The 21,722-nt window shown below is 72.5% G+C and carries 18 protein-coding genes; 7 read left to right on the forward strand and 11 right to left on the reverse strand.

The genetic code is table 11. From position 1 onward, the window contains the following. Positions 1-186 precede the first annotated feature (186 nt). Together ACF1DX_RS14975 and ACF1DX_RS14980 are read left to right on the forward strand one after the other, a co-directional pair. Positions 187-1,098 carry a beta-ketoacyl-ACP synthase 3 gene (locus ACF1DX_RS14975; RefSeq protein WP_391791573.1) on the forward strand — a complete coding sequence of 304 codons (912 nt, stop codon included), beginning with the start codon at positions 187-189 and terminating at the stop codon, positions 1,096-1,098. Further along, positions 1,095-1,616: a flavin reductase family protein gene (locus ACF1DX_RS14980; RefSeq protein ID WP_391791574.1), complete on the forward strand. Its 522-nt coding sequence runs from the start codon at positions 1,095-1,097 to the stop codon at positions 1,614-1,616. The genes ACF1DX_RS14975 and ACF1DX_RS14980 overlap by 4 nt, the downstream gene beginning before the upstream one ends. Positions 1,617-1,712: 96 nt before the next feature. On the opposite strand, the gene carB is transcribed toward ACF1DX_RS14980, so the two are convergent. From carB to ACF1DX_RS15010, 6 genes are all read right to left on the reverse strand, one after another. Next, the gene (gene carB, locus ACF1DX_RS14985) at positions 1,713-4,433 is read right to left on the reverse strand and encodes a carbamoyl phosphate synthase large subunit (RefSeq protein WP_391791575.1); all 2,721 of its coding nucleotides are present in this window, start codon (positions 4,431-4,433) and stop codon (positions 1,713-1,715) included. Further along, positions 4,426-4,584 carry a hypothetical protein gene (locus ACF1DX_RS14990; protein ID WP_391791576.1) on the reverse strand — a complete coding sequence of 53 codons (159 nt, stop codon included), beginning with the start codon at positions 4,582-4,584 and terminating at the stop codon, positions 4,426-4,428. Before ACF1DX_RS14990 ends, carB begins: the two co-directional genes overlap by 8 nt. 53 nt (positions 4,585-4,637) lie before the next feature. Next, positions 4,638-6,536, reverse strand: a complete 1,899-nt coding sequence (locus tag ACF1DX_RS14995; protein ID WP_391791577.1) for a carbamoyltransferase — start codon at positions 6,534-6,536, stop codon at positions 4,638-4,640. Between the two features lie 18 nt (positions 6,537-6,554). Then, entirely contained in the window at positions 6,555-8,873 is a 2,319-nt protein-coding gene (locus ACF1DX_RS15000; RefSeq protein ID WP_391791578.1) for an iron-containing redox enzyme family protein, read from the reverse strand. 167 nt (positions 8,874-9,040) lie between these two features. After that, positions 9,041-10,072: an IopA gene (locus tag ACF1DX_RS15005; protein ID WP_391791579.1), complete on the reverse strand. Its 1,032-nt coding sequence runs from the start codon at positions 10,070-10,072 to the stop codon at positions 9,041-9,043. A 77-nt stretch (positions 10,073-10,149) separates the two neighbouring features. Next, positions 10,150-11,367, reverse strand: coding sequence for a sensor histidine kinase (locus ACF1DX_RS15010; protein ID WP_391791580.1), 1,218 nt, complete (start codon positions 11,365-11,367; stop codon positions 10,150-10,152). A gap of 592 nt (positions 11,368-11,959) precedes the next feature. On the opposite strand from ACF1DX_RS15010, the gene ACF1DX_RS15015 reads away from it, so the two are divergent. Continuing rightward, positions 11,960-13,192 (forward strand): RICIN domain-containing protein, encoded by a 1,233-nt coding sequence (locus tag ACF1DX_RS15015; RefSeq protein ID WP_391791581.1) that lies wholly within the window; start codon positions 11,960-11,962, stop codon positions 13,190-13,192. 92 nt (positions 13,193-13,284) lie between these two features. After that, positions 13,285-14,178, forward strand: coding sequence for a glycosyltransferase family 2 protein (locus ACF1DX_RS15020; RefSeq protein WP_391791582.1), 894 nt, complete (start codon positions 13,285-13,287; stop codon positions 14,176-14,178). A 34-nt stretch (positions 14,179-14,212) separates the two neighbouring features. Here ACF1DX_RS15020 and ACF1DX_RS15025 read toward each other — a convergent pair whose 3' ends face one another. Next, positions 14,213-15,904 carry a bifunctional 3'-5' exonuclease/DNA polymerase gene (locus ACF1DX_RS15025; RefSeq protein ID WP_391791583.1) on the reverse strand — a complete coding sequence of 564 codons (1,692 nt, stop codon included), beginning with the start codon at positions 15,902-15,904 and terminating at the stop codon, positions 14,213-14,215. 47 nt (positions 15,905-15,951) lie between these two features. Beyond that, positions 15,952-16,698, reverse strand: a complete 747-nt coding sequence (locus ACF1DX_RS15030) for a Clp protease N-terminal domain-containing protein (protein ID WP_391791584.1) — start codon at positions 16,696-16,698, stop codon at positions 15,952-15,954. An 86-nt stretch (positions 16,699-16,784) separates the two neighbouring features. Between ACF1DX_RS15030 and ACF1DX_RS15035 the strand changes: the two genes are divergently transcribed. Continuing rightward, positions 16,785-17,900, forward strand: a complete 1,116-nt coding sequence (locus ACF1DX_RS15035) for a DUF2786 domain-containing protein (protein ID WP_391791585.1) — start codon at positions 16,785-16,787, stop codon at positions 17,898-17,900. Positions 17,901-18,038: 138 nt separating this feature from the next. Here ACF1DX_RS15035 and ACF1DX_RS15040 read toward each other — a convergent pair whose 3' ends face one another. Together ACF1DX_RS15040 and ACF1DX_RS15045 are read right to left on the reverse strand one after the other, a co-directional pair. Next, positions 18,039-18,557 (reverse strand): DUF4232 domain-containing protein, encoded by a 519-nt coding sequence (locus tag ACF1DX_RS15040; protein WP_391791586.1) that lies wholly within the window; start codon positions 18,555-18,557, stop codon positions 18,039-18,041. Positions 18,558-18,636: 79 nt separating this feature from the next. Further along, positions 18,637-19,194 (reverse strand): hypothetical protein, encoded by a 558-nt coding sequence (locus tag ACF1DX_RS15045; protein WP_391791587.1) that lies wholly within the window; start codon positions 19,192-19,194, stop codon positions 18,637-18,639. A 386-nt stretch (positions 19,195-19,580) separates the two neighbouring features. On the opposite strand from ACF1DX_RS15045, the gene ACF1DX_RS15050 reads away from it, so the two are divergent. Then, entirely contained in the window at positions 19,581-19,865 is a 285-nt protein-coding gene (locus tag ACF1DX_RS15050; protein ID WP_030863328.1) for a DUF397 domain-containing protein, read from the forward strand. A gap of 121 nt (positions 19,866-19,986) precedes the next feature. On the opposite strand, the gene ACF1DX_RS15055 is transcribed toward ACF1DX_RS15050, so the two are convergent. Next, a complete protein-coding gene (locus tag ACF1DX_RS15055) occupies positions 19,987-20,484 on the reverse strand; it encodes an ATP-binding protein (protein ID WP_391791588.1) in 498 nt (165 codons plus the stop codon). A gap of 398 nt (positions 20,485-20,882) precedes the next feature. Between ACF1DX_RS15055 and ACF1DX_RS15060 the strand changes: the two genes are divergently transcribed. Next, on the forward strand, positions 20,883-21,707 hold the full coding sequence (locus tag ACF1DX_RS15060; RefSeq protein WP_391791672.1) for a helix-turn-helix domain-containing protein: 825 nt from the start codon (positions 20,883-20,885) through the stop codon (positions 21,705-21,707). Positions 21,708-21,722 lie beyond the last annotated feature (15 nt).

The following is a 21,722-nucleotide window of genomic DNA, read 5'->3' on the forward strand; positions in this document are numbered from 1 at the left end:
GCTCCACCGGCCGCAGCGAGGGTGCGCCGTGTTCTTTTCTCGCTCTTGCGGATTTTTTCTCGTCAGGACAGCGAAGTGGAGAAGGCGTTGACAAGAACGACAGGTATCAAGGCTTCCGATACGCCGCACTCGCGCACGAGTTCATACGGCAGGATTCTCGGCGTCGGCAGCTATCGCCCGCGCACGGTGATCGACAATGCGGAGCTGTGCCGGACGCTCGACTCCACGCCCGAGTGGATCGAAACCCGCTCCGGTATTCGTGAGCGACGTTTCGCGGCCCCTGACGAAACGCTGGAGCACATGGCCGTGGCGGCGTCGGGCAAGGCGCTCGCCCAGGCCGGAATCGGCCCGGAGGACCTCGATTTCGTCCTGATCGCCACGATGACGAACCTGTGGCACGCCCCGCCGCTGTCGGCCCGCATAGCGCGCTCCCTCGGGGCGGACCGGGCCGCCGCGCTGGACACCTCCGCCGCGTGCTCCGGTTTCTGCCACACCCTGGCGATCGCCTCGGACATGGTGAGCGTGGGCAGCGCCCGCCATGTTCTGGTGATCGGCGCGGACCGGATGACGGACATCGTGCAGCGCACCGACCGGGGCAGCGCGTTCCTGTTCGCCGACGGCGCGGGCGCGGTCGTGGTGGGTCCCTCGGACGAGCCCGGCTTCGGCCCCGTCGTACGACGCACGGACAGCCGGTACGTCGACTCGGTCTGGATGACGGCTCCTTGGTCCGAGGGCGGTGAGCATCCGTGGCTGCGCATCGACGGCCGGCGCATCTTCCGCTGGGCGATGGACGAGGTGGCGCCGGCCGCCGAGGAGATGCTGCGGGTCGCCGGTGTCGCCCCCGACGAACTCGGCACCTTCGTCCCGCACCAGGCGAACGTGCGGATGATCGAACTGATGGCGGACCGCCTGGGCCTCGGCCCGGAGACGGTCGTGGCCAGGGACGTCGTCCACACCGGCAACACCTCCGCCGCCTCGGTGCCGCTCGCGCTCGACGCCGTGCTCGCCGAGGGGCGGGTGAGCCGGGGCGACACCGCCCTGTTGATCGGGTTCGGCGCGGGGCTGAGCTTCGCCGGGCAGGTGGTGGTGCTGCCATGACCGAGCAGACCACCGGCGTTCCGCGTTCCGTGCCGGCGGAGGCGTTCCGGGCGGCCATGGCCTGTCATGCGGCCGGCGTGGCGGTCGTCACCACCAGGGACGCGACGGGGCGCCCCTGGGGACTGACCGTCACCTCGTTCAGCTCGGTGTCGCTGGAACCGCCCCTGGTCGTGGCGTGCGTGGCCCGTCGCGCGGGCGGATACCGGGCGTTCGCGGACTGCACGCGGTTCGTGGTGAGCCTGCTGGACGAGGAACAGGAGGAGGTCGCCGCGAGGTTCGCCCGCAGCGGCGCGGAGAAGTTCCCGCCGCACGAGCAGGATGCCACCGTCCCCGGCATGCCTCCGGCGGTGCCGGGAGCCCTGTGCCGGCTCGACTGCCGCGTCCACGCCCGCCATCCGGCGGGCGACCATCTGCTCCTGGTGGGCCGCGTGACCGAGACGCACTACCGCGAGGGCGCCCCCCTCATCCACCACCGCCGAACCTTCCACACACTGCGCTCGGACGCCGTACGGTCCTGAGGGCGGCGGATGCCGGGGGCCGTACCGATCGCACGAGGGCCCGATCGGCGGGGCGAGGAACCACTCCGGTTCCTCGCCCCGCCGATCGGGCCCTCGTCAGTGCGTCGCGCGGGACTGCCAGTCCCGCAGTGGGCGGAGCCGGGCGCGCTCGCGTGGGCGCCGCAGGGCGTCGATGCCCTGGACGGCGGCGGCCAGGTCCCGGACCGTGGTCAGACAGGGCACGCCGTGGGCGAGGGCGGCGGCCAGGACCTCCTGGGCCTCGGCGGGAGCGTCCCCTCGCTGGTGCGTGGCGACGACCAGGTCGATCTGCTCGTCGCGGACGAGCCGGGCGGCACTCGTGCGGCCGACCGCGCGGACGGCGCCGGCCTTGACGCCGTTGCGCCGGAGCAGGCTCGCCAGGCCGCCGGTGGCCAGCATCTCGAAGCCCAGCGCGGCCAGTTCACGTGCCGGGAAGATCACCGAGCGCCGGTCGCGGTCGGCGACGGACAGGAGGGCACGGCCCTTGGTGGGCAGCGGACCACCGGCGGCGGCCCGGGATTTGGCGTAGGCGGTACCGAAGACCTCCCCGATGCCCATGGCGTCCCTGCCTTCCATCGCCTGCTCGACGGCGACCGGCGCGTCCGGGGGCAGAGTGGCGCCGTCGCCGGCTGCGCGCAGCAACCCCTCGGCCCGCAGCCCCGCCACGGAGGCGCCGAGCGCGATCCGGGCGGCGGCCCGCGCGAGCGGCACGCCGGTCACCTGCGAGGTGAAGGGCACGGTCCCGGACACCCGGGGTTCGGCGCCGCGCACATGGAGCACCCCACCGGCCAGAGCGCACCGCACGGTCAGCGCACCGTGCACCCCGAGCGCACCGGCGAGCACCCGCGTGGCCGCACGCAGGCGCTCGATGTCATGGCCGCCGAGCGTGACGGTCGGCAGGACGTGCACCGCACCGGCATCCGGCGCGTCGACGCGTCCGAGCCGCTCCAGCACCCCGCCCAGATAGACCTCCTCCCCGTCGAACAGGGCGTCCACGGCGACCTCGACGGCATCACGCACCACCTGCCCGATCACCACGGGCCACGCGCGGCCTGCGCTCCCACCGGGAGCGAGCAGAGAGGCCAACGCCCCCGCGTCCGGCACGAATTCGCGCTCCCCGCCCCCTGCCCTGCCTCCCGCGCCGGCACCGGCCCATCGCACTGTCACCGGATACTCGACGGTCTCGGCGGCAGCCCGGGCCTCGGACGGCGAGGACGCCGTCGCGTACCGCACGGCGGACAGACCGGCGGTGCGCAGGAGCCGCTGGAAGGTGTCGTGCTCCTCGGTGGCGCGGACGGCTGACGGCGGGACGCCGAGGACCCGTACGCCCTGGTCCGCGAGGTCCCGCGCGAGCCGCGTGGCGGTCGCGCCGCCGAACTGCGCACACACCCCGGCGACGGGGCCGCCGCGTCGTTCGGCGCGCACCACCTCCAGGACCGCCTCGGTCGTGAGGGGCCCGCAGTAGAACCGGTCGGCGGCCCGCTCGTCCCAGTCCGGCGACGCGGGGGCGCAGCCGACCACGGCGGTCTCGTGACCCGCCGCGCGCAGGGCGGCGCACGCCTGGAGCCAGGCGTGCGCGGACGCGCCACCGCTCCGCCCCAGGACGATCACGGCGGGTTTCGTACGTCCGGTGACAGGCCCATGCCCGCCCCGGCGCCCGCCCCGGCGCCCGTCCCGGCGCCGGTCCAGCGCCAGCACCGGGGGCACGGAGCACACCCCCAGGGCATACCGGATCTCCCGTACGACGTCCTCACGCAGCCCGCGCAGCTCACCGATCCGGCGGTCGCGAAATCCATGCCGTTTGGCCTCGGCGACGAGCTCGCCGGTCAGCTCGGGCGCGGCGGCCACCTCGTCCGCCACTTTCCGGATGACCGAAAGCTGCTCGGCGAGCCAAGGATCGATCTCGGCCCACCCGCCGCCGGTCGTCTCGGGCGCAGCGCCCCCGTGCAGACAGGTCAGTGCCTCCTGGAGGGCCCCGGTGAAGGTGTGGCCGACGGCCAGAGCCTCCGCTCCGGAGGGGGCGACCGCGCGGACGGCGACATGGCCGGGTGCGGGGCGGGAGCGTACCGGTGTCTCGGCGAGCGTGCGGCCGACGGCCAGTCCGGCACAGATCCCCGCCATCGGCAGACCGGTGGCACACGCCACGAGGGCCGCGTCGCGCGCACCCCGCGGATCCACGCCGAGGACGGTCACGCGCCCGCTGTCGGGCTGCACCGCGCACCACACGGTGCAGCTCCCGGCGCCCGCGCCGATCTCGCGGACCACGGCACGGCCGACGTCGCGCAGCACCTCGTACACCGGTGTGGTCGGCGTTCTCGCCGGCGCGACGGTGATCGTGCCGCCGTCCGGCAGGTCGAAGGTCTCGAACGAGCAGACGACCTCGATGTCGCCGTTCCGGTCGCGCACCAACTGGAGCCCGTATCTGCGCCCGCCGGGAACGGCCCCCGTCCCGACGGCCTCCGCGGCCCGGTGGAGCGCGCCGGCGTCGACACCGAGGAGCCGGACGCCGTACCGGTCGAGCGTGCCGGCCTCGTGCAGGGCCACGGCCGTGTCCAGGGCCGTGTGCCCGGCGAGGGCCGGCAGCAGCGCGTCGGGGCGCTCCCTGGCGATGACGTTCTCGACGGACTCGGGGGTGACGGGTTCGACGTACGTGGTGTCGGCGCACCCGGGGTCGGTGGTGACCGTCGCGGGGTCGGGGTCGACGAGGACGACCCGCAGCCCCAGGTCCGTCAGCGTCCGGCACGCCTGCGGGCCGGCCCCGAGGACCAGGACCGACCGCACGGTGCCGTACTCAGGCACGAGGCCCGCTCCAATAGGTACGGGCGTCGGGCCGCAGCGCCCGGTTCAGGGGATCGCGCAGCAGCCGGGCGGCCATGCCGACCGGGACGACGACGAAGAGATAGGCGACGGCGAGCAGCGCCAGGACACAGGCGCGGCGAAGCGCATCCATGATGAGGCCTCTCGGAAGGGGGAGTTCGGACCACGAGCCCACGAGCCCGGGGATCAGTCCAGCGGGATCAGTTCGCGCCAGTTGTCGTTCTCCGGCCACGCCGGCTGCTCCGCCTTCTCGATCAGGAAGCCGCCGATGGCGAGCGTGTCGATGTTGGTACGCATGAAGCAGCGGTAGGCGTCCTCCGGGGTCGCCACGATGGGTTCGCCCCGTACGTTGAACGACGTGTTGACGAGGACGGGGCACCCGGTGAGCCGGTCGAACTCGGTCAGCAGCCGGTGGAACGCGGGGTCTTGCTCCGCGTCGACCGTCTGCACCCGGGCCGAGCAGTCGACATGGGTGACCGCCGGGACGGTGGACCGGGGAATCCTCAGCAGATCCAGACCGGAGACCTGACCCGGGCCCTGCGTGGACGCCTGCCCGGAGCCCTGCCCGGACGCCTGCCCGGCGTCCCGCTCGGCGAGCCGCTGCTGGGCCGCGATCCGGGCGACGATCAGCATGTACGGACTGGGCTGCCCCAACTCGAAGTACTCCTGTGCCCGTTCGGCCAGCACAGCGGGGGCGAACGGCCGGAACGACTCACGGAACTTGATTTTCTGGTTCATCGCGGACTGCATCGCCGGGTCCCGCGGGTCGCCCAGGATGGACCGGGAGCCGAGCGCTCGCGGACCGAACTCCATCCGCCCCTGGAACCAGCCCACGACCTTGCCCTCGGCGAGCTGCCCGGCCACCGCGCGGCTGAGCTCCTCGGGGGAGAGCCGGCGGTGCGGAATGGCGGAGGCGTCCAGATAGGCCTGGATGCGGTCGTCGTCGAACCGGGGGCCGAGGCGGGAGGCCCGCATCGTGTCGCGGCCCGTGCGGGTGTGGGTCCGGGCGCGCGCCGGCCCTCGCTGGGCCAGCAGCGCGGCCCCGAGGGCACCGCCCGCGTCACCGGCCGCCGGCTGGACCCACAGTTCGTCGAAGATCCCGGCTTCGGCGAGCTTGCCGTTGGCGACGCAGTTGAGCGCCACCCCGCCCGCCAGGCACAGCCGGCTCTCCCGGGTGAGCCGGCGGGCCGTCCGCGCCAGCTTCAGCATGATTTCCTCGGTCACGGCCTGCACCGACGCGGCGAGGTCGAACTCCCGCTGGGTGAGCGGGCTTTCCGGCTCCCGGCGCGGACCGCCGAACAGTTCCTCGAAGCCGCGGCCCGTCATGACCTGCCCGTACTGGAACGCGAATCGACGCAGGTCGAGACGGAAGGAGCCGTCGTCCTTGATGTCGACCAGCCGCTCCCGGATCAGCGAGGCGTGGACGGGCCGCCCGTAGGGGGCGAGCCCCATGAGCTTGTACTCGCCGGAGTCGACCTTGAACCCGCAGAAATAGGTGAACGCCGAGTAGAGCATGCCGAGGGAGTGCGGGAAGGACAGCTCGGCGACCGGGACGACCTCCCCGGCCACGCCGTGCCAGATCGACGTGGTCGTCCACTCGCCCACCCCGTCGACGCACAGGACGGCCGCGGTCTCGTAGGGACTGGGCAGATAGGCGGACGCGGCGTGCGACTCGTGGTGCCCGAAGGCCCTGATCTCGGGGACGGGACCGGCGGACAGCGCGCCCAGCCGGTCCCGGACGGTGTCCGGCGCGCGCCGCTTCCAGCTCAGCCAGTCGGGCATCACGTCCCGGAACGAACTCCAGGAGCGCGGCGCCGTGCCGAGGTAAGTGGCGAGTACGCGACGGAACTTGAGGTCGGATCGCTCGTAGTACGCGACGGCGTCGAGGTCGCCGAGGGAGAGACCGGCCTCGTCCAGGCAGTAGCGGACGGCGAGTTCGGGGAAGGACGGGTCGTGGCGGCGTCGGCTGAACCGCTCCTCCTGAGCGGCGGCGACGATCCCGCCGCCGTCGACCACGGCAGCCGCGCTGTCGTGGTAGTACGCGGACAGACCCAGGACGGTGGTGACGGGGGCATCAGATGCCATGGACCGAGCTCCTCGGTGTCAGTGGGACGCGGGCGCGAGGCGCGCGAGGCGCGGGGTACGGCGTACGGTGCGCAGCGCGGCGTAGAGGCCGGCGGCCCGGCCGGTGGGCGGGTTGAGGGAGCGCTGGCCGACCCGGACGCGTTCCCACACCTCGGCCTCTCCACCGGGCCCGGGCCGTGCGGTCAGCTCGTTGAGATGGCTGTCGATCGCGTCGGCCGCCCACGCCGAATGACCGGTGGCCACGTTGTCGATCGTGTTGTGGAGATCGACGAACTGGGTGCTGAAACCGTGGTGCCGCAACGCCACCCGGGCATCGCGGTAACTCCCGCCGACCCCGGACAGCTCCATCGCGAGATTGAGCCCGAGGATTTCCGGCATGAACTCCTCCGGGAACCGGGAAACGCTCAGCCAGAACACCGGCATGGCGAAGGCCTCGTCGCGCAGTTGGGGCCAGGCGATGAACTCGGGCGAGGCGGTGGGCGGCAGATCGATCCCCATCTGGCGCAGCAACGCACGGTAGATACGGGGGTGGTTGAGCTCCAGCTCCCCGTTCCCCAGCTCGTCCCAGTAGGTACGGAACAGGAAGTGGCCGGTTCGGGACGCGGCGAGCCGGTAGTCCGTGAACCCCTGAAGCCAGCCACCGTCGATCATGATGAGCGGCGCCAACTGCAGCGTCGAGTCGATGAGTTCGGCACGGCTGGGCAGGGTCACCCGCTCCTTGTCGAAGCCCTCGGCATGCTGGTCGTGGGCCCGGGCCAGCCAGGGGCGCAGCCCGTTCTCCCGGTCCCAGCGCTCGGGCAGGGCCCCCTTCGCCGGCCGGTTGAGGGCATACCGGGAACGGGCCAGCCAGCGGGTCGCGTAGGCGTGCGCGAACGCGCGCAGACCGGGCGAGTCGGCACGGCTGAGGAGCAGGGGGTAGGCCTCGCGTGCAGCACGCGGGGTGAGGGCGGGGCGGCGGGCGGCTCCGGAGCCGCGCGGCGCGGGCCCCGGAGCCGCTACGGCCGCCCGAGCCGCCGCCCGCGCCGCTCCGTCCCGTCCGGGCCAGTCCGCCTGGGCCCGGTGCAGCCCGGCCTGACGGCTCACGGTGCCGGAAGTGTCCCCTGAGCCCACGGTGTCCGGTGCGTCGGGGTGCAGCACGGACCCCGGTTCGGGAAGCCGCCGGATCCACCGCCGCAGCAGGGCGAGTTCCTCCTCGGTGAAGATACGGAACATGGGCCCCTTGGGGCCGATGAGCCGGCCCAGCAGCGGACTGGACTCCGGCTTCCCGGGGCGGACGAGCCTGCTGCGGGCCAGCGCCGCGAGGAAGGGCGCGGGACCGGCGTCGACATCGTCGAACCACTCCGACAGCGGGCGTCCCTCCAGCCGGAAACCGGAGTGGTAGACCGCCGCCTGCCGGGCCCGGGTGTGGATCAGCCTCCAGACCCCGTAGTCGGGGTGCAGGGACAGCGCGGTCTCCTGACGCAGCCGCTCGCTCCAGTCCCGCACCTCGCCCAGCGCCCAGCGGAACCCCTCGATCAGCCCACCGGCCACCCCACCCGATCCCGCCACGACACGGTTCCCGGCCCCGACCGGCCGCGCCGGCAGGGCATCAGGCCCGGTGGCCGCCGCCAACTGCGCTCGTACGGCGGCCCAGGACAGTTCGTCTCCCGGTGCCCCGCCGGCGGTCCGGGCCGCGCCCAGGTCGAGCGTCCCGTACGTCTCGTCCCCCGCGTTCATGGCCCGCAGCGCGGCGGCGAGGGGCGGCAGCACACCGAGGTGGCGCAGGCACAGGTCGGCGCCGAGCAGCTGGCAGCGGTAGGTGTCGGGCAGCCGGCTCATCGTCAGCAGCAGGGCGGGCAGCCGGAAGCTGAATCCGTCGACGGACTCGCTGCCCGCGAGCAGCACACCGGGCAGCTCCTCCGCGACACCGTGGCGTCGCAGCAGCTCACGGAAGTCGCTGCCGCGGTCGGCCAGTGGCAGCCCGACGCCGACGTCCGCGGCGTACAGGGTCAGGGTCCGCAGGACGGGTTCCGTCTCCGAGTTGCCGGGGCCCGACAGCCATTGCAGCCAGGCCCCGGCACTCAGCGCGAACGGCGCGCAGTTGCGCAGCACCCGGCGGACGGTCTCGTCGCGGGCCTCCCCCTCACCAGGGATCACCGCGGCGAAGGCGTCGGTCTCCGCGGCGCCCCACCGGGCGGCTTCCGCGCACAGCGCGAGCAGTTCCCGTTCCGCGGTTTCGGGGTCGGAGGGGGCGTGGACATCGGTGGACGGAAGGTCCCGGCCGTCCTCCGGGGAGAGCGGATCGGGAGCGCCCGGAGACAGGGCGCGCAGGTACAGCGTGCGATAGCGGGAGGACATGACGCAGCGGCACCTTCTCTCAGAACATCGGGTAGATGGTGTTGTCCTTGCGGCGCCGGCGGCGGTTCCTGCGCTGCTTGAACAGGGCGGCGAGCTTGCGGAACACAGTGATCACCTCACAGGGGGAACGGGGGAGACCCCGAGGGAAGAGCGGGCGGAGCTCGCGCTCAGGCGAGGGCGAACTCGGCGCGCAGAATGTCGGCCACGACGCGCGAACCGTCGTCCGTGTGGTGCGTCTGGTCCACGAACAGCCACGCGTCCCGCTCCGGCGAAGCCCCCAGCGCCTCGTTGACGTCGAGGAAGGACACGCCGTGCTGCTTGCAGACGGCGGCGAGCCGCTGGGCGTAGGCGGCGTGCACGGACGGGTCGAGGATCTGCTGGAACAGGTTCCACATCTGCGCGCGCTGGCTGTAGTTCTCCTCGATGAGCAGCCGCTCCTGCTCGGTGAGGCGCTTGCCGCTCCACGCGGCCGTGGCCTGGAGGGCGAACAGCACCCGGGCCCCGGTGGGGGCGGCGAGTTCGACGAGCCGGGCGAGGGCGCGCCCGGTCGTGCGGGCGGCGATGTCGATCCGCTGCTCGGGATCGGCCAGCGACCGGTCCTCCTGCCGGGCTTCCCCGCCCAGCCGCCGGGCCGCCTGGGCCAGCCGCCCCTGTGCCCACCCGGGCTGCTTGCCGCCCTGCCCGAGCGCGGGCACGCCGAGCTGCCGGAAGAACTCGCCGGAGAAGAAGAACTGCCCGTATCCGCTGTCCGCGGCGGGCAGCCCGCCGACCACGAAGTCGTTGAGGCCTGAGTAGACGACGATGTCCCGTACGGCGGGCAGTTCACCCCGGTGCATCAGGAAGAGCAGGGTCTCCTGCGTGGAGTTGAAGGCGGGCGCGGCGAGGTTGAGCCAGGGCCGGGCCGCCGGCGCCTGGGAGAGCAGGGACGGAATGGTGTGCGCGTCGTCCGTCGCCCCGAGCCCGAAGGCGGGCGAGGCCCCCAGCATCAGGCTCACCGGACCGTCGGGCAGCTCGCCCTTGAGTGAGAACGCCCCCCGCGCCGAGACCGAGTGCCGGAAGCCTCCGGCGTCGGTGTTGATCACGGGGGAGCGGAAGCCGGGCCGGTTGAAGAACATGACGTACGGCGTCCAGCAGATGTCGCCGGTGGCGAACTCCTCGTAGTGGCGCATGTGCGGAGTCAGTCGTTTCTGCTGTTCCACTGGTTCCCCTCCGAGCAGACGGTGAGCCGTGACCGGCGGCCGGGCCCGGATCGCAGTCCGGCCCGGCCGCCCGGGGCTCAGCGACCGTGCTCGGGCCCGCTAGAGAGGTGCTCGAAGGTCGTCGGAGAAGTGGGGACGGTCACCGGGGGCGCGGCGGGAGGGCGCAGGGCGGGGACGCGGACGACGAGGACGAACCAGCCGTCGACGCTCTCGGTGCGCAGACTGCCGCCGACCTGTCCGGCGCGTGCCGCCATGTGATCGAGCCCGCTGCCCCCGTGCTGCGACTCGGACGCGACATGCGGCCCGCCGGTGGCGGCCGGCCCGCTCACCCCGTCGTTGGCCACGGTGAGTTCGAGTTGCCGCAGTTGTCCGTCGCACGTCGTCGCCAGGGTGATCCGGCACCGGGTGGCCCGGCTGTGCCGCAGCATGTTGGTGACCGCCTCACGCAGCACCATTGCGAGCACATTGCCGACCTGCGGTTCGATGTGCCGGAAGTCGCCCTCGGTCGTCATCTCGATGCCCGCCGAGTCGAGTATGCGCATGCTGAGTTCGACCTCGTCGAGCAGCCGCAGGGAACGCCTGCCGTGCACCACGGTGCGTACGTCGGCGAGGGCGGCGCGGGTGATCGCCAGTGATTCGGACAGTTCCTGGTGTGCCTGGGCGTCGTCCTTGCCGATCAGCCGGTTCGCCAGCTCGGTCTTCAGGATGATGGCGGACAGACTGTAGCTGAACAGGTCGTGCAGGTCCTGGGTGAACCGCACGCGTTCCCGGGACACCGCCACCCAGGCGGACTCCTCGCGCTTCCGGTGCAGTTCGGTGACGAGGTCGACCAGTCGGCTCAGCGCGGTGGTGATCAGACCGATGGAGGCGCAGGACAGCACCATGAAGGCGGCGGTGAAGAGGTCGTCCCCGGTGACCAGCGCGGTGACGAGGACCGTCACATTGATCGCGCCGAACAGGGCGTACGACAACTTGCGCCGCAGCAGCACCGTGCAGGCCCCGGCGAGAAAGCCGGCCAGGGCGCCGGACTGGTGGTCGAGGAACAGCACCGGGCTGAGGGAGAGCAGGGACTGGAGGGCCAGCGTCCAGGGGAAGCGCCGGTTGACGACCTGGAGGCGGCCGCGGGCCGAGGGCGAACAGTGCGCCATCTGCAGGGCGTAACAGCAGCTCACGACGGCGGAGGAGAGGGTGAGCTGCTGCGGAGTGTGCGAGACCTTGATCAGGTTTGCCACGCCGATGACGGCGAATCCGGCGAGGATGACCGACATGAGGGTCATGGCGTACTTCGGCGGCATCAACGCTGTGCACCAGCGCCCCGCTCCCTGGAAGGCGAGGGTCTGGATGACGCCGATGTGGCGGAGATCCCTCCGGGACGTGTCGGCAGGCCTACCGAGAGTGACGTCGCTAACACGTGAGGGGCCTCGCATTTCTGGTGTGAGGAGTGCGGTATGGACACGCCACTCACCTTTGCCCAGTCAGAGACATGACAAACGGAATTGGGTGCGGCTCTTGGCTTTTGCAAGGGTTTCGTAGCCGGTGATCGGCCCGACTGGAATGTGTTGTCCACTGGTTGGTCATCCTGATGGTGAGTGAGGTTCGACTGGAGGATCTGCTGCCGTAGCCGGCCGCGGTACAGGGCGGCAGCGGGAGGCCAGGGGTGATCCGCTGCGGATCGCGTCCGGCGCCCCAGCCGGGCCTCGGCCGCGACGATCCCGGCCTCACTCGCCGACGCGAACCCGAGCCGGCCTGTGTCGTCTTACGTTCACCCGAATGAGGTTCGGACACAACCAACCGTGATCCAGAGTGTGTTGCGTGAAGTTCGAGCCCTTGGTACGTGCCTGTGATCGACGGGGCCGGATGGGATGTCATGAGTGAGGAGCAGCGTTTATGCCACGTCAGCATGAACCTCCGGCCGACGAGGCGACGCCGGCCGTGGCCGTCCGCCGTGCGGTTTCCGTGCCCGCGCCGGGCAATGATCCCGGCGCGGATCTGAGACCGCGCAGCCCTGATCCCGTTCCTGCCTCTGCCTCTGCCTCCGCTGCCGAGCCGGCCGCCTCCGCTGCCGAGGAGGGGCAGCAGGAGCAGGAGCGGGAACAACAGCGGCAGCGGCAGGCCGCGGAGCCCGATGGAGCGGAAACCGAGGCCGCGGCCGGTGTGGTCGCGGCCGGGAACGGCGACGGCGCGAAAGCGGACGGGAACGCGAAAGCGGACGCGGACGAGACGGCACCGGGACGCCTGCGCGGGCCCATGGTGGCCGCGGCCGCCATCGTGGGGGCGGTGCTGATCTGCGTACCCCTGCTGGTGCTCGGCCTCACCCGTGAAGAGGACCGTACGGTCGAGACGGCTCCCGTCGGCGGAACGACGCTCGACCCCGGTACGTCCGACGACATCCCGGCCGCCGACTACCAGGCCGCGTCCCCGGCCTCCTCGGCGTCGCCGAGCGGAGCCACGTCCGCGTCCGGCTCCCCGGCCGAGCCCGAGCCCGAGCCCAAGTCCAAGGCCGAGCCTTCGCCGTCCCGTCCGGCCGGGGTGAAGGCCGCACCCTCGTCCGGCACCGGGAAGAAGGCCGACGGCGAGGCCGGGAAACCGAAGGCGGAGAATTCCCCCGCGATCACCGCCCGACAACTGGCCAACGCCCTCTCCACCCGCGTCAACGCGCAGCTGAAGAACGTCGCGACCGGCAAGTGCGCCGATCTGCCCTACTTCGAGAAGGGGTCGGTCGACGGCCCGGTGAGCCAGTACAACTGCCGGCCCACCACCCAGGACAACCAGCTCTGGGACCTGGAGGTGGCCGACGCGGACGGCGGGCCCGGCGGAGCGAGCCTCTTCGTCATCAGGAACCGCAAGGACGGGCTGTGCATGGACCTGCCCGACTACGGCAGTGTCGCGGCCGGGACCAAGGTCACCGAGTACCACTGCAGGCCGGCCGCGGACAACCAGCTCTGGTGGCTGGACCCGCGGTCGGGGGGTTACCGGATCCGCAACGCCGCGAGCGATCTGTGCATGAGCGTGGCCGGCGGCAGTGCCGCCGGGAACGACGCCAGGCTCCAGGTGGCGCGGTGCGGCTCGGGGACGGGCGAGCAGCGCTGGTCCGTCGTCTCCGTGGTCAAGCCCTCCTGAACGACATCACCGCCCGGCCTACGGCGGGAGTCCATGGCATGAACGGCTAGCATCGCGAACGCAGTCGTCGGCCGGGATGGTGAGGTGAGGACGTGGGGACGCCGAGGATCGCCGTCGCCGTGGTGACCATGGGGAACCGGCCCGCCGAGGTGGACGCGTTGCTGGAGTCCGTGGCGAAGCAGGACCTCCCGCCCGCGCGGATCGTCGTCGTGGGCAACGGCTGCCCGCTGCCCGAGTTCGCCCGGCGGCTGTCGCTCCCCGGCGAGGTCACCGTCGTGGAGCTGGAGGAGAACCTCGGCTGCCCCGGCGGGCGGAACGCGGCGATCGCGCGGCTGCGGGAGTTCGGGGACGTGGACGTCGTCGTCGAGCTGGACGACGACGGGCTGCTCATGGACGCCGATGTGCTGCGCCGCGTGGGGGAGTTGTACGCCGCCGACGAGCGGCTCGGGATCGTCGGCTTCCGGATCGCCGACGAGCTGGGGGAGACCCAGCAACGGCATGTGCCACGGGTCGGGAAGTCGGATCCGACGCGTGGCGGGTACGTCACCGGGTTCCTCGGCGGCGGGCACGCGCTGCGGATGGCGATGCTGGACGAGATCGGCGACTGGCCCGCCGCGTTCTTCTTCGCGCACGAGGAGACCGACCTCGCCTGGCGGGCCGTCGACGCCGGGTGGCGGATCCTCTACGCGCCCGAACTGCTGCTCCAGCACCCGAAGACCTCCCCCGCCCGGCACGCCATCTATTACCGGGTGAACGCCCGCAACCGGGTGTGGCTGGCCCGGCGGCGGCTTCCGCTCGTGCTCGTCCCCGTCCACCTCGGGGTGTGGATGCTGCTCACCCTGGCGCGGAACCGGTCGGCCAGCGGGCTGCGGGCCTGGTTCGGCGGGTTCGTGGAAGGGCTGCGGGAGCCGGCCGGGGAGCGGCGGGCCATGAGCTGGCGGACGGTGTGGCGGCTCACCCGGCTCGGACGGCCACCGGTCATCTGAACCGACGGGCACCACAACCAGGGGACCGCACCGGTTATTTGGCGTCCGCGTAGCACTCCACCACCGCCGTCGTGAACGGGAACCGCACCGGTGTCTCGCCGAAGGTCAGCCGGCCGGCCAGGTCCGCGGCCTCCCGGATCGCCGCCGCCACCGTCTCCGCCTCCTCCTCGGGGCAGTGCACGATCACCTCGTCGTGCTGGAAGAAGACCAGCTCGGCCGCCATGCCGTTCAAGGTCTGCCGCAGCGCGGCGAGCAGCAGCAGGGCCCAGTCGGCGGCGCTGCCCTGGACGACGAAGTTGCGGGCGAAGCGGCCCCGGGCGCGGGCGTCGGTCGAGGAGTGGCCCGGAACCCACGGGCGAGTGGCGGACTCCTGGTCCTCCTCGGCGACCGGGATGCCCGCCTCCTCCGCCGCGTCGTCCGTCGTCCGGGCGGCCGGCGGACAGGTGCGGCCCAGCCAGGTCCGTACGAGCCGGCCCTCCTCGCCCGCGCGGGCGGCCTCGTCGACGTAGGCCACCGCCCTGGGGAAGCGGCGGCGGAGCGCGGCGAGGTTCTTCAGGCCGTCGCCGGAGGTCTGGCCGTAGACCGCGCCGAGGACGGCGAGCTTGGCCTGGGCGCGGTCGCCGGAGAAGGCGCGGTCGGAGACCGACTGGTACAGGTCGCTCTCCCGTCCGGCCACCTCCATCAGTCCGGGGTCGCGGGAGATCGCCGCCAGTACGCGCGGCTCCATCTGGTCGGCGTCGGCGACGACGAGCCGCCAGCCGGGGTCGGCGACGGCCGCGCGGCGGATCACCTTGGGGATCTGCAGGGCGCCCCCGCCGTGGGTGACCCAGCGGCCGGTCACCGTCCCGCCCGCGAGGAACCCGGGCCGGAAGCGGCCGTCGCGCACCCAGTCCTGGAGCCAGGACCAGCCGTGGGCGACCCAGATCCGGTACAGCTTCTTGTACTCGATCAGGGGTTTGACGGCCGGGTGGTCGACGGACTCGATCTCCCAGCGGCGGGTCGAGGTGATCTTGATGCCGGCCCGCGAGAACGCCTTCACCACGTCGGCGGGGAGGTCCGGCCGGACCCGGTGGCCGAAGGCGGCGGACACCTCGTCGGCGAGCTCGGCGAGCCGGCGTGGCTCGCCGCCGCCCGCGTACCGCTCGCCGAGCAGGTCGTGCAGCACCGCGCGGTGCACGTCCGCCCGCCAGGGCAGTCCCGCGCGGTTCATCTCGGCGGCCACCAGCGTCCCCGCCGACTCGGCGGCCGTCAGCAGCCGCATCCGGTCCGGGTGCGCGGTCGCACCGGTCCGCCGCTGCTGCTCGGCGTAGACCGCGAGGAGGTCCGTCAGCGGCAGCCGGCCGCCCTGGAGTTCGAAGAGGGAGGACTGGGCGCCCGGTTCGGCATGGCGCTGCGGAGGGTCGGGCGGTACGGGGCCGCCGCGCAGCCGGGCCAGCGCCGCCGCCGCCGAACGGGGTTCCCCGTACCGCCCCTCGTGGCCGAGCAGGAGGGTCTCGGCGGCCTCGATGTCGTAGGCCCGCTCCACTCGCACCCCCGTGGCGAGCAGGCGCGGGTAGACCTCGGCGGTGGACCGCCACACCCACCGCGCGACACCGGGACGGCTCCGTACGGCCTCGGCGGGGTCCGCCTCCCGCAGCACCGGACCGGCGGGCAGCCCGTCCGGACCGAGGGGAGCGACGTCCACGCCACCGTCCTCGGCCGGAGCGAGTGCCCACCGGTCGGCCATGCCACGAGTGTGGCAGGGGGGTCTGACAAGGACCCTGTCGTGCGGGTTCAGCCCTCTTCCTGCTCGCCGCCCGTGTGCTGGATCTGGATCTGTGAGAGCGCCTCGGTGATCCACTCCTCGGTCCTCGCCTTGGTGACGCCGAGGCCGCTGAGGAGGCCCTCGCCGTTCTCGTGCTCCAGCAGGGCGAGCAGGATGTGCTCGGTGCCGATGTAGTTGTGGCCGAGGCGGAGGGCCTCGCGGAAGGTGAGTTCCAGGACCTTCTTGGCCGCCGGGCCGTACGGCACCATCTCGGGGGCGTCCTCGGCGGCCGGCGGGAGCGCCGCGCGGGCGGCCTCGGCGACCGCCTGCACGGTGACGCCCTGCTCGTTGATCGCCTTGACCGCCAGGCCCTGCGGTTCGGCCAGCAGGCCGAGGACCAGGTGCTCGGGCAGTCCTTCGGCGTTGCGCGCGGCCCGGGCCTCGTTGTGCGCGGCCATGACCGTGTTGCGGGCGCGGGGCGTGTAGCGGTTGAAGCCCTGGCTGGGGTCGAGGTCGTTGCCCTCCTTCGGCACGAAGCGTTTCTGGGCCGCCTGCCGGGTGACGCCCATGCTCTTGCCGATGTCCGTCCAGGAGGCGCCCGAACGCCGGGCCTGGTCCACGAAGTGGCCGATCAGGTGGTCGGCCACGTCGCCGAGGTGCTCTCCGGCGAGCACCGCGTCCTGGAGCTGTTCCAGGGGCTCCTCGTGAACCTTCTTGATGGCCGCGATGAGGTCGTCGAGACGCACGGATGACTTGATGGTCGGGTTCGTCGTCATGTGTCAACCGTAAGTTGACAGTCGGAGGGTGTCAACCCGAAGTTGACACTTCCGGGTGAATTCCCGGGACATGGCACGATCGGTCCGTGAGTACGTCCAGCACCGTCGACCGGGCCTTCCGGGCCGCCCTCTACGACACCGGCGACACCGCCCTCGACGCCGGCGCGTCCCTGCTCGCCGCCGATCCGGCGGCCGACACCGAACTCGCCCGGCGCGGCGAGGAGTTCGTGGCGACCGCCTGGCGGCGCGGCTGGCAGCCCGCCGACGTCGTACGGATCGTCCGGCGCGAGCTGGACGACGTCCACGTACGGCTCGTCTCCGCGCTGATCCGCACGCAGGCACCGCGCGACGACCGGCCGCGCGGGCCCCGCTGGAAGGCCCAGTTGGATGAGCTCGGAGTGGACGACGCCCCGCGCGGCGACCGTTTCTCGTACGCCGTGGCCGTCCTGGAGCTGTACCGCCTGCTGCTACGCCTGCCCGCCCTCGAACCCCTCGACGAGACGGCCGCCCCGGACCCGTCGGACCGGCGGCCGGAGTCCCGCGTGCTCGGCCGCATCCGCGCGCTGCTGGCCAAGGCGGAGGCGACGGGGTTCCCGGACGAGGCGGAGGCGCTCAGCGCCAAGGCGCAGGAGCTGATGGCGCGGCACAGCGTCGACGAGGCGCTGCTCGCCGCGCGGGAGCCCTCGGACCGGGCACCGGGTGCCTGCCGGATCGGGGTGGAGCCGCCGTACGAGCAGGCCAAGGCGGTGCTGCTGGACGCGGTCGCCGGCGCGAACCACTGCCGGGCCGTGTGGAACGAACCGCTCGGTTTCTCCACCGTGGTCGGCTTCGCCCCCGACCTGGAGGCGGTGGAACTCCTCTACACCTCATTGCTCGTCCAGGCCACCACGGCGATGACCAGGGCGGAGGCCGCGCAGCGCGCGGGCGGACGCAAGCGGACCAAGACCTTCCGGCAGTCCTTCCTCGCCGCCTACGCGCACCGCGTGGGGACACGTCTCGCGGCCGTCGCCGAGACCCAGGTGAGCGACGACCTGCTTCCGGTGCTCGCCTCCCGCGCGGTGGCGGTCACCGAGCGGACGGACCGCCTGTTCCCGGAGACGACGACGACCCGGCTGCGCGGGGTGAGCGACGCGGCGGGCTGGGAGGAGGGCGCCCGCGCGGCGGACGACGCACAGGTCAGGGCGCGCCCGCACCTCCCCTGAGCGCCGGGCGGGTCCGGCGGGGTGCGCCGCGGTCCGGCGGCGCCCCCGAAGGGGGGCGGGACCGTACCGAGGTGCGGCCACCGCCGCGACGGAGGCGCGGACGGCCGGCGGCGCGTCGCCGTGCTTCCGGCGGAGCGCTCAGTCCCCCGCCTGCTGGTAGGCGCTCACGGAGATCCTGTGGCCGGCCTGCCCGTCGGACGCGACCGGGCCGTACGTCCAGCGGAAGGCCCGGGTGCCGGAGAGGCCGACCCGCAGGCTCTCCGCGTCGAAGGCGCCGTCGCCGGGAGTGCCGCGTTCGTAGGTGAGGGTGAAGGACGCGGACTCGCCCTTGGCCAGGGTCAGCTTCTGGGCCGTGGCGCCCTCGGCCGGCGGTACCTCGACGGTGGGGGAACCACCGGCACCGGCCAGCCGCACCTCGGGGAAGCCGTCCAGGGTGCAGGTGGCGCTCTGGTTGGTGAAGCCGACGGGAACCTCACCGGTGTCCCCGGCGGCCGGCGCGATGCTCGCGGGCCCGACCTCCATGCTCACCGTGTCGACCGAGCAGGCGGCGCTCTCCCGCTTGCCGTCACCGCCCCCGTCGCCGCCCCCGGTGTCGCAGGCGGCCAGCAGGAGGAGAGCGGTGAGGGCGGCGGGGACGGCGAGCGGCGTGGTGCGCATGAGTGATCCTCTGGGGTTCGTGGAGGTGCCCACCGGTCATCATCACGCACCCACCACCGGTCCGCCCCGCGGACACCCCCTAGGAACCCAGCCCCTCCGTCGGCAGCCCCGTCGGGAGGGAGTCGCCCTCGGCCCTGGTGTACGTCTCGGTGCCGAGGGCGCCTTCCCAGGTGACCTTCAGAGAGTCCTCGCCGACGGAGTCGACGGTCCCGTTCGTCCGGTCCCCGGTGCCCTCGCCGCACTTCAGGCGGATCGAACGGGTCCCGGCCCGCTCCCGCGCGGTACCGCTGCACACGGTGCCGCCCGTGGCGAAGAGGGCGGCCTCCTCACCGTGGACCATCAGGACCACCGCCTTGCCGTCGGCCGTGGTGAGCCAGTTTCCCTCCAGCCCGCCCGCCGGTGCCGTGCTCGTGCCGGAGCCCCCGGTGCCGCCACCGGAGTCCGCGGTCGCCGTGGCGGACGGGGTGGAACCGGTCGCGGAGTCGTCCGGGTCGTCGGAGCCGTTCCCGCCGCACGCGGTCAGCGCGAGCGCACCGGCCAGCCCCACGGCCGCGACCGCGACCCGTGCGCGCCGGGAGCGCGGCCCGCGCGATGACGGCGATGCGGGCGAGTACGTCACCGAAGCCTCCGAAGTCACTGCGAACCCCCTGGCTGTGGCCGGCCCCGTCGGCCGGACGACCGCCGCCAGCTAACAGGACCCGCCCGGCACCCCACCAGCCTCCGTGACACACCTCGCACAGCATGCACACGACGGACGGGCGCACCGGCGTGCGGAGAAAGCGCGGAGCACACAAGGGAACACGAGGGAACAGAAAGGCCCCCGCGTGCGTCTCCTAGAAAGCGGGGTCCGGTAAAGCGTCCGCCGAAGCGGGCATGGCACGACCGTCGAGGCGGTAACCGCAGGAGCACCCCGCGTGCACGTGCATCTGCTCATGCATCAGCACATGAACAAAGCTATGATCCCGGTCAGTTGACCACTGCATCAATGGCCACACCAGCCAGTGCACCAGCGGGGAGCGACCTGTGGACCACGACGTGTACGACGGTGACGTGTACGACGGTGCCGACGCGCCCGGCGTGTACAACGGCATGGCGGCCACCGGGCTGGACGGTGTGGCCTGGCAGAAGAGCCGGCACAGCAACTCGCAGGGTTCCTGCGTGGAGTTCGCCCGGCTGCCCGGCGGAGAGGTGGCCGTGCGCAACTCCCGCTTCCCCGACGGACCCGCGCTCGTCTACACCCGCGCGGAGATCGAGGCCATGCTGCTGGGCGTGAAGGACGGCGAGTTCGACCACCTGGTCGCCGGCTGACCGGCCCGCCGGGGCGGACGACGTACCCCCGGTCCGCTCCGGAAGAGGCCGGAGTGGACCGGAGTGGCACAGGAGGCGCCAACGCGCGTAGAACCGCGGCGCCCACAAGCGCCGCGGTCCGTCAGGCGCCGGGACGGGAGCGGCCGGAGGGGCGCGGCAGCCGGAACAGCGCCCAGACCACCTTGCCGCCGAGCGCGCCGGCCATCGGGTGCCAGCCCCAGCCGTCGCTGAAGGACTCGACCAGGAACAGCCCCCGGCCCGACTCGGCGGAGAAGTCGTCCGACGCGCGGGCCACGGGGCTGTCGTCGCTGGGGTCGCGCACCGCGCACACCAGCCGCTCGGTCCACCGCATCAGATGCAGCCGTACCGGCGGCTCCGGCGCCGCCGGCCGCGGGGTGCCGGCCGGCAGGCCGTGCCGCAGGGCGTTGGTGACCAGCTCGGAGGCGACCAGGCACACGTCGTCGAAGCGGTCGCCCAGGTCCCACTGGTCGAGGGTCTCGCGGGTGAACCGCCGGGCCTCACGGACCGCTTCGTAGCGGGCGGGGAGGGCGCAGGAGGAGGCGTCGGACGCGGCCGCGGGGTTCAGCGGCGGAAGGCCCTGCCGTAACGGCTCGAGCATGGTCGATCCATTCGTCCCCATGCGAGGCACTCCCGGGAATTCGCGGTCGTAGCGAGGCTGCGGTGGTGCGGAGACCATGGTTTCGGATGCGTACAGCAGATGCAAGGGCAGATGCACGTGCAGGTGACCGAAATCCTCCCTGCCGTACTGGTTTGTTGGCCAATTTTTCCGTCATCCTCCTGTCGTCTTCCGGCTGTTCCCTTGTCTCCTCGTTGCTCCTTCCTTCTCCTCCCGTGTCCGTTCCGTGTTCCTTCCCGACCGGTGGCCTCGGCCGGATTCCGTTTCCGTAACCGCGCGAGTACTGCTCGAAGTGTTTTAGTGGCAGACTGCGGGCCCTGGAGACGTTGGGGAGGCTGGCGAACGTGAGCGCGGGAGAGCCGGGATCGGTGGTGCGGCGCATGCTGCTCGGATCACAACTGCGGCGACTGCGTGAGGCGCGGGGGATCACGCGCGAGGCGGCGGGCTATTCGATCCGCGCCTCCGAATCGAAGATCAGCCGGATGGAGTTGGGCCGGGTGAGCTTCAAGACCAGGGATGTCGAGGACCTGCTGACGCTGTACGGCATCACGGACGAGCAGGAGCGCCTGTCGCTGGTCTCCCTCGCCAAGGAGGCCAATGTGGCGGGCTGGTGGCACAGTTACTCGGACGTGCTGCCGAGCTGGTTCCCCACGTACGTGGGTCTGGAGGGCGCCGCCTCGCTGATCCGGGCGTACGAGGTGCAGTTCGTGCACGGCCTGCTGCAGACCGAGGAGTACGCCCGCGCGGTGGTGCGCCGCGGCATGAAGGGGGCGAGCGACGAGGACGTCGAGCGACGGGTGACGCTGCGCCTGGAGCGGCAGAAGTACCTGGTCGCGGAGAACGCCCCCGAGTTCCACGTCGTCCTCGACGAGGCCGCCCTGCGCCGGCCGTACGGCGACCGCGCGGTGATGCGAGGCCAGCTCCAGCACCTCATCGACGTCTCCGAGCGGCCCAACGTCCGGCTGCAGGTCATGCCGTTCAGCCTCGGCGGGCACTCCGGCGAGTCGGGCGCGTTCACCATCCTCAGCTTCCCCGAGTCCGACCTGTCGGACGTCGTGTACCTGGAGCAGCTCACCAGCGCGCTGTACCTCGACAAGCCCGAGGACGTGGCCCAGTACGAGAAGGCGCTCAAGGAGCTCCAGCACGACGCCCCGGGTCCGGCGGAGAGCAGGGACGTCCTGCGGGGACTGCTGCACATGTCCTGAGGTCACCCTCAACTC

The sequence above is a fragment of the Streptomyces sp. NPDC014676 genome (assembly GCF_043084105.1).
In the GTDB taxonomy this organism is placed as follows: domain Bacteria; phylum Actinomycetota; class Actinomycetes; order Streptomycetales; family Streptomycetaceae; genus Streptomyces.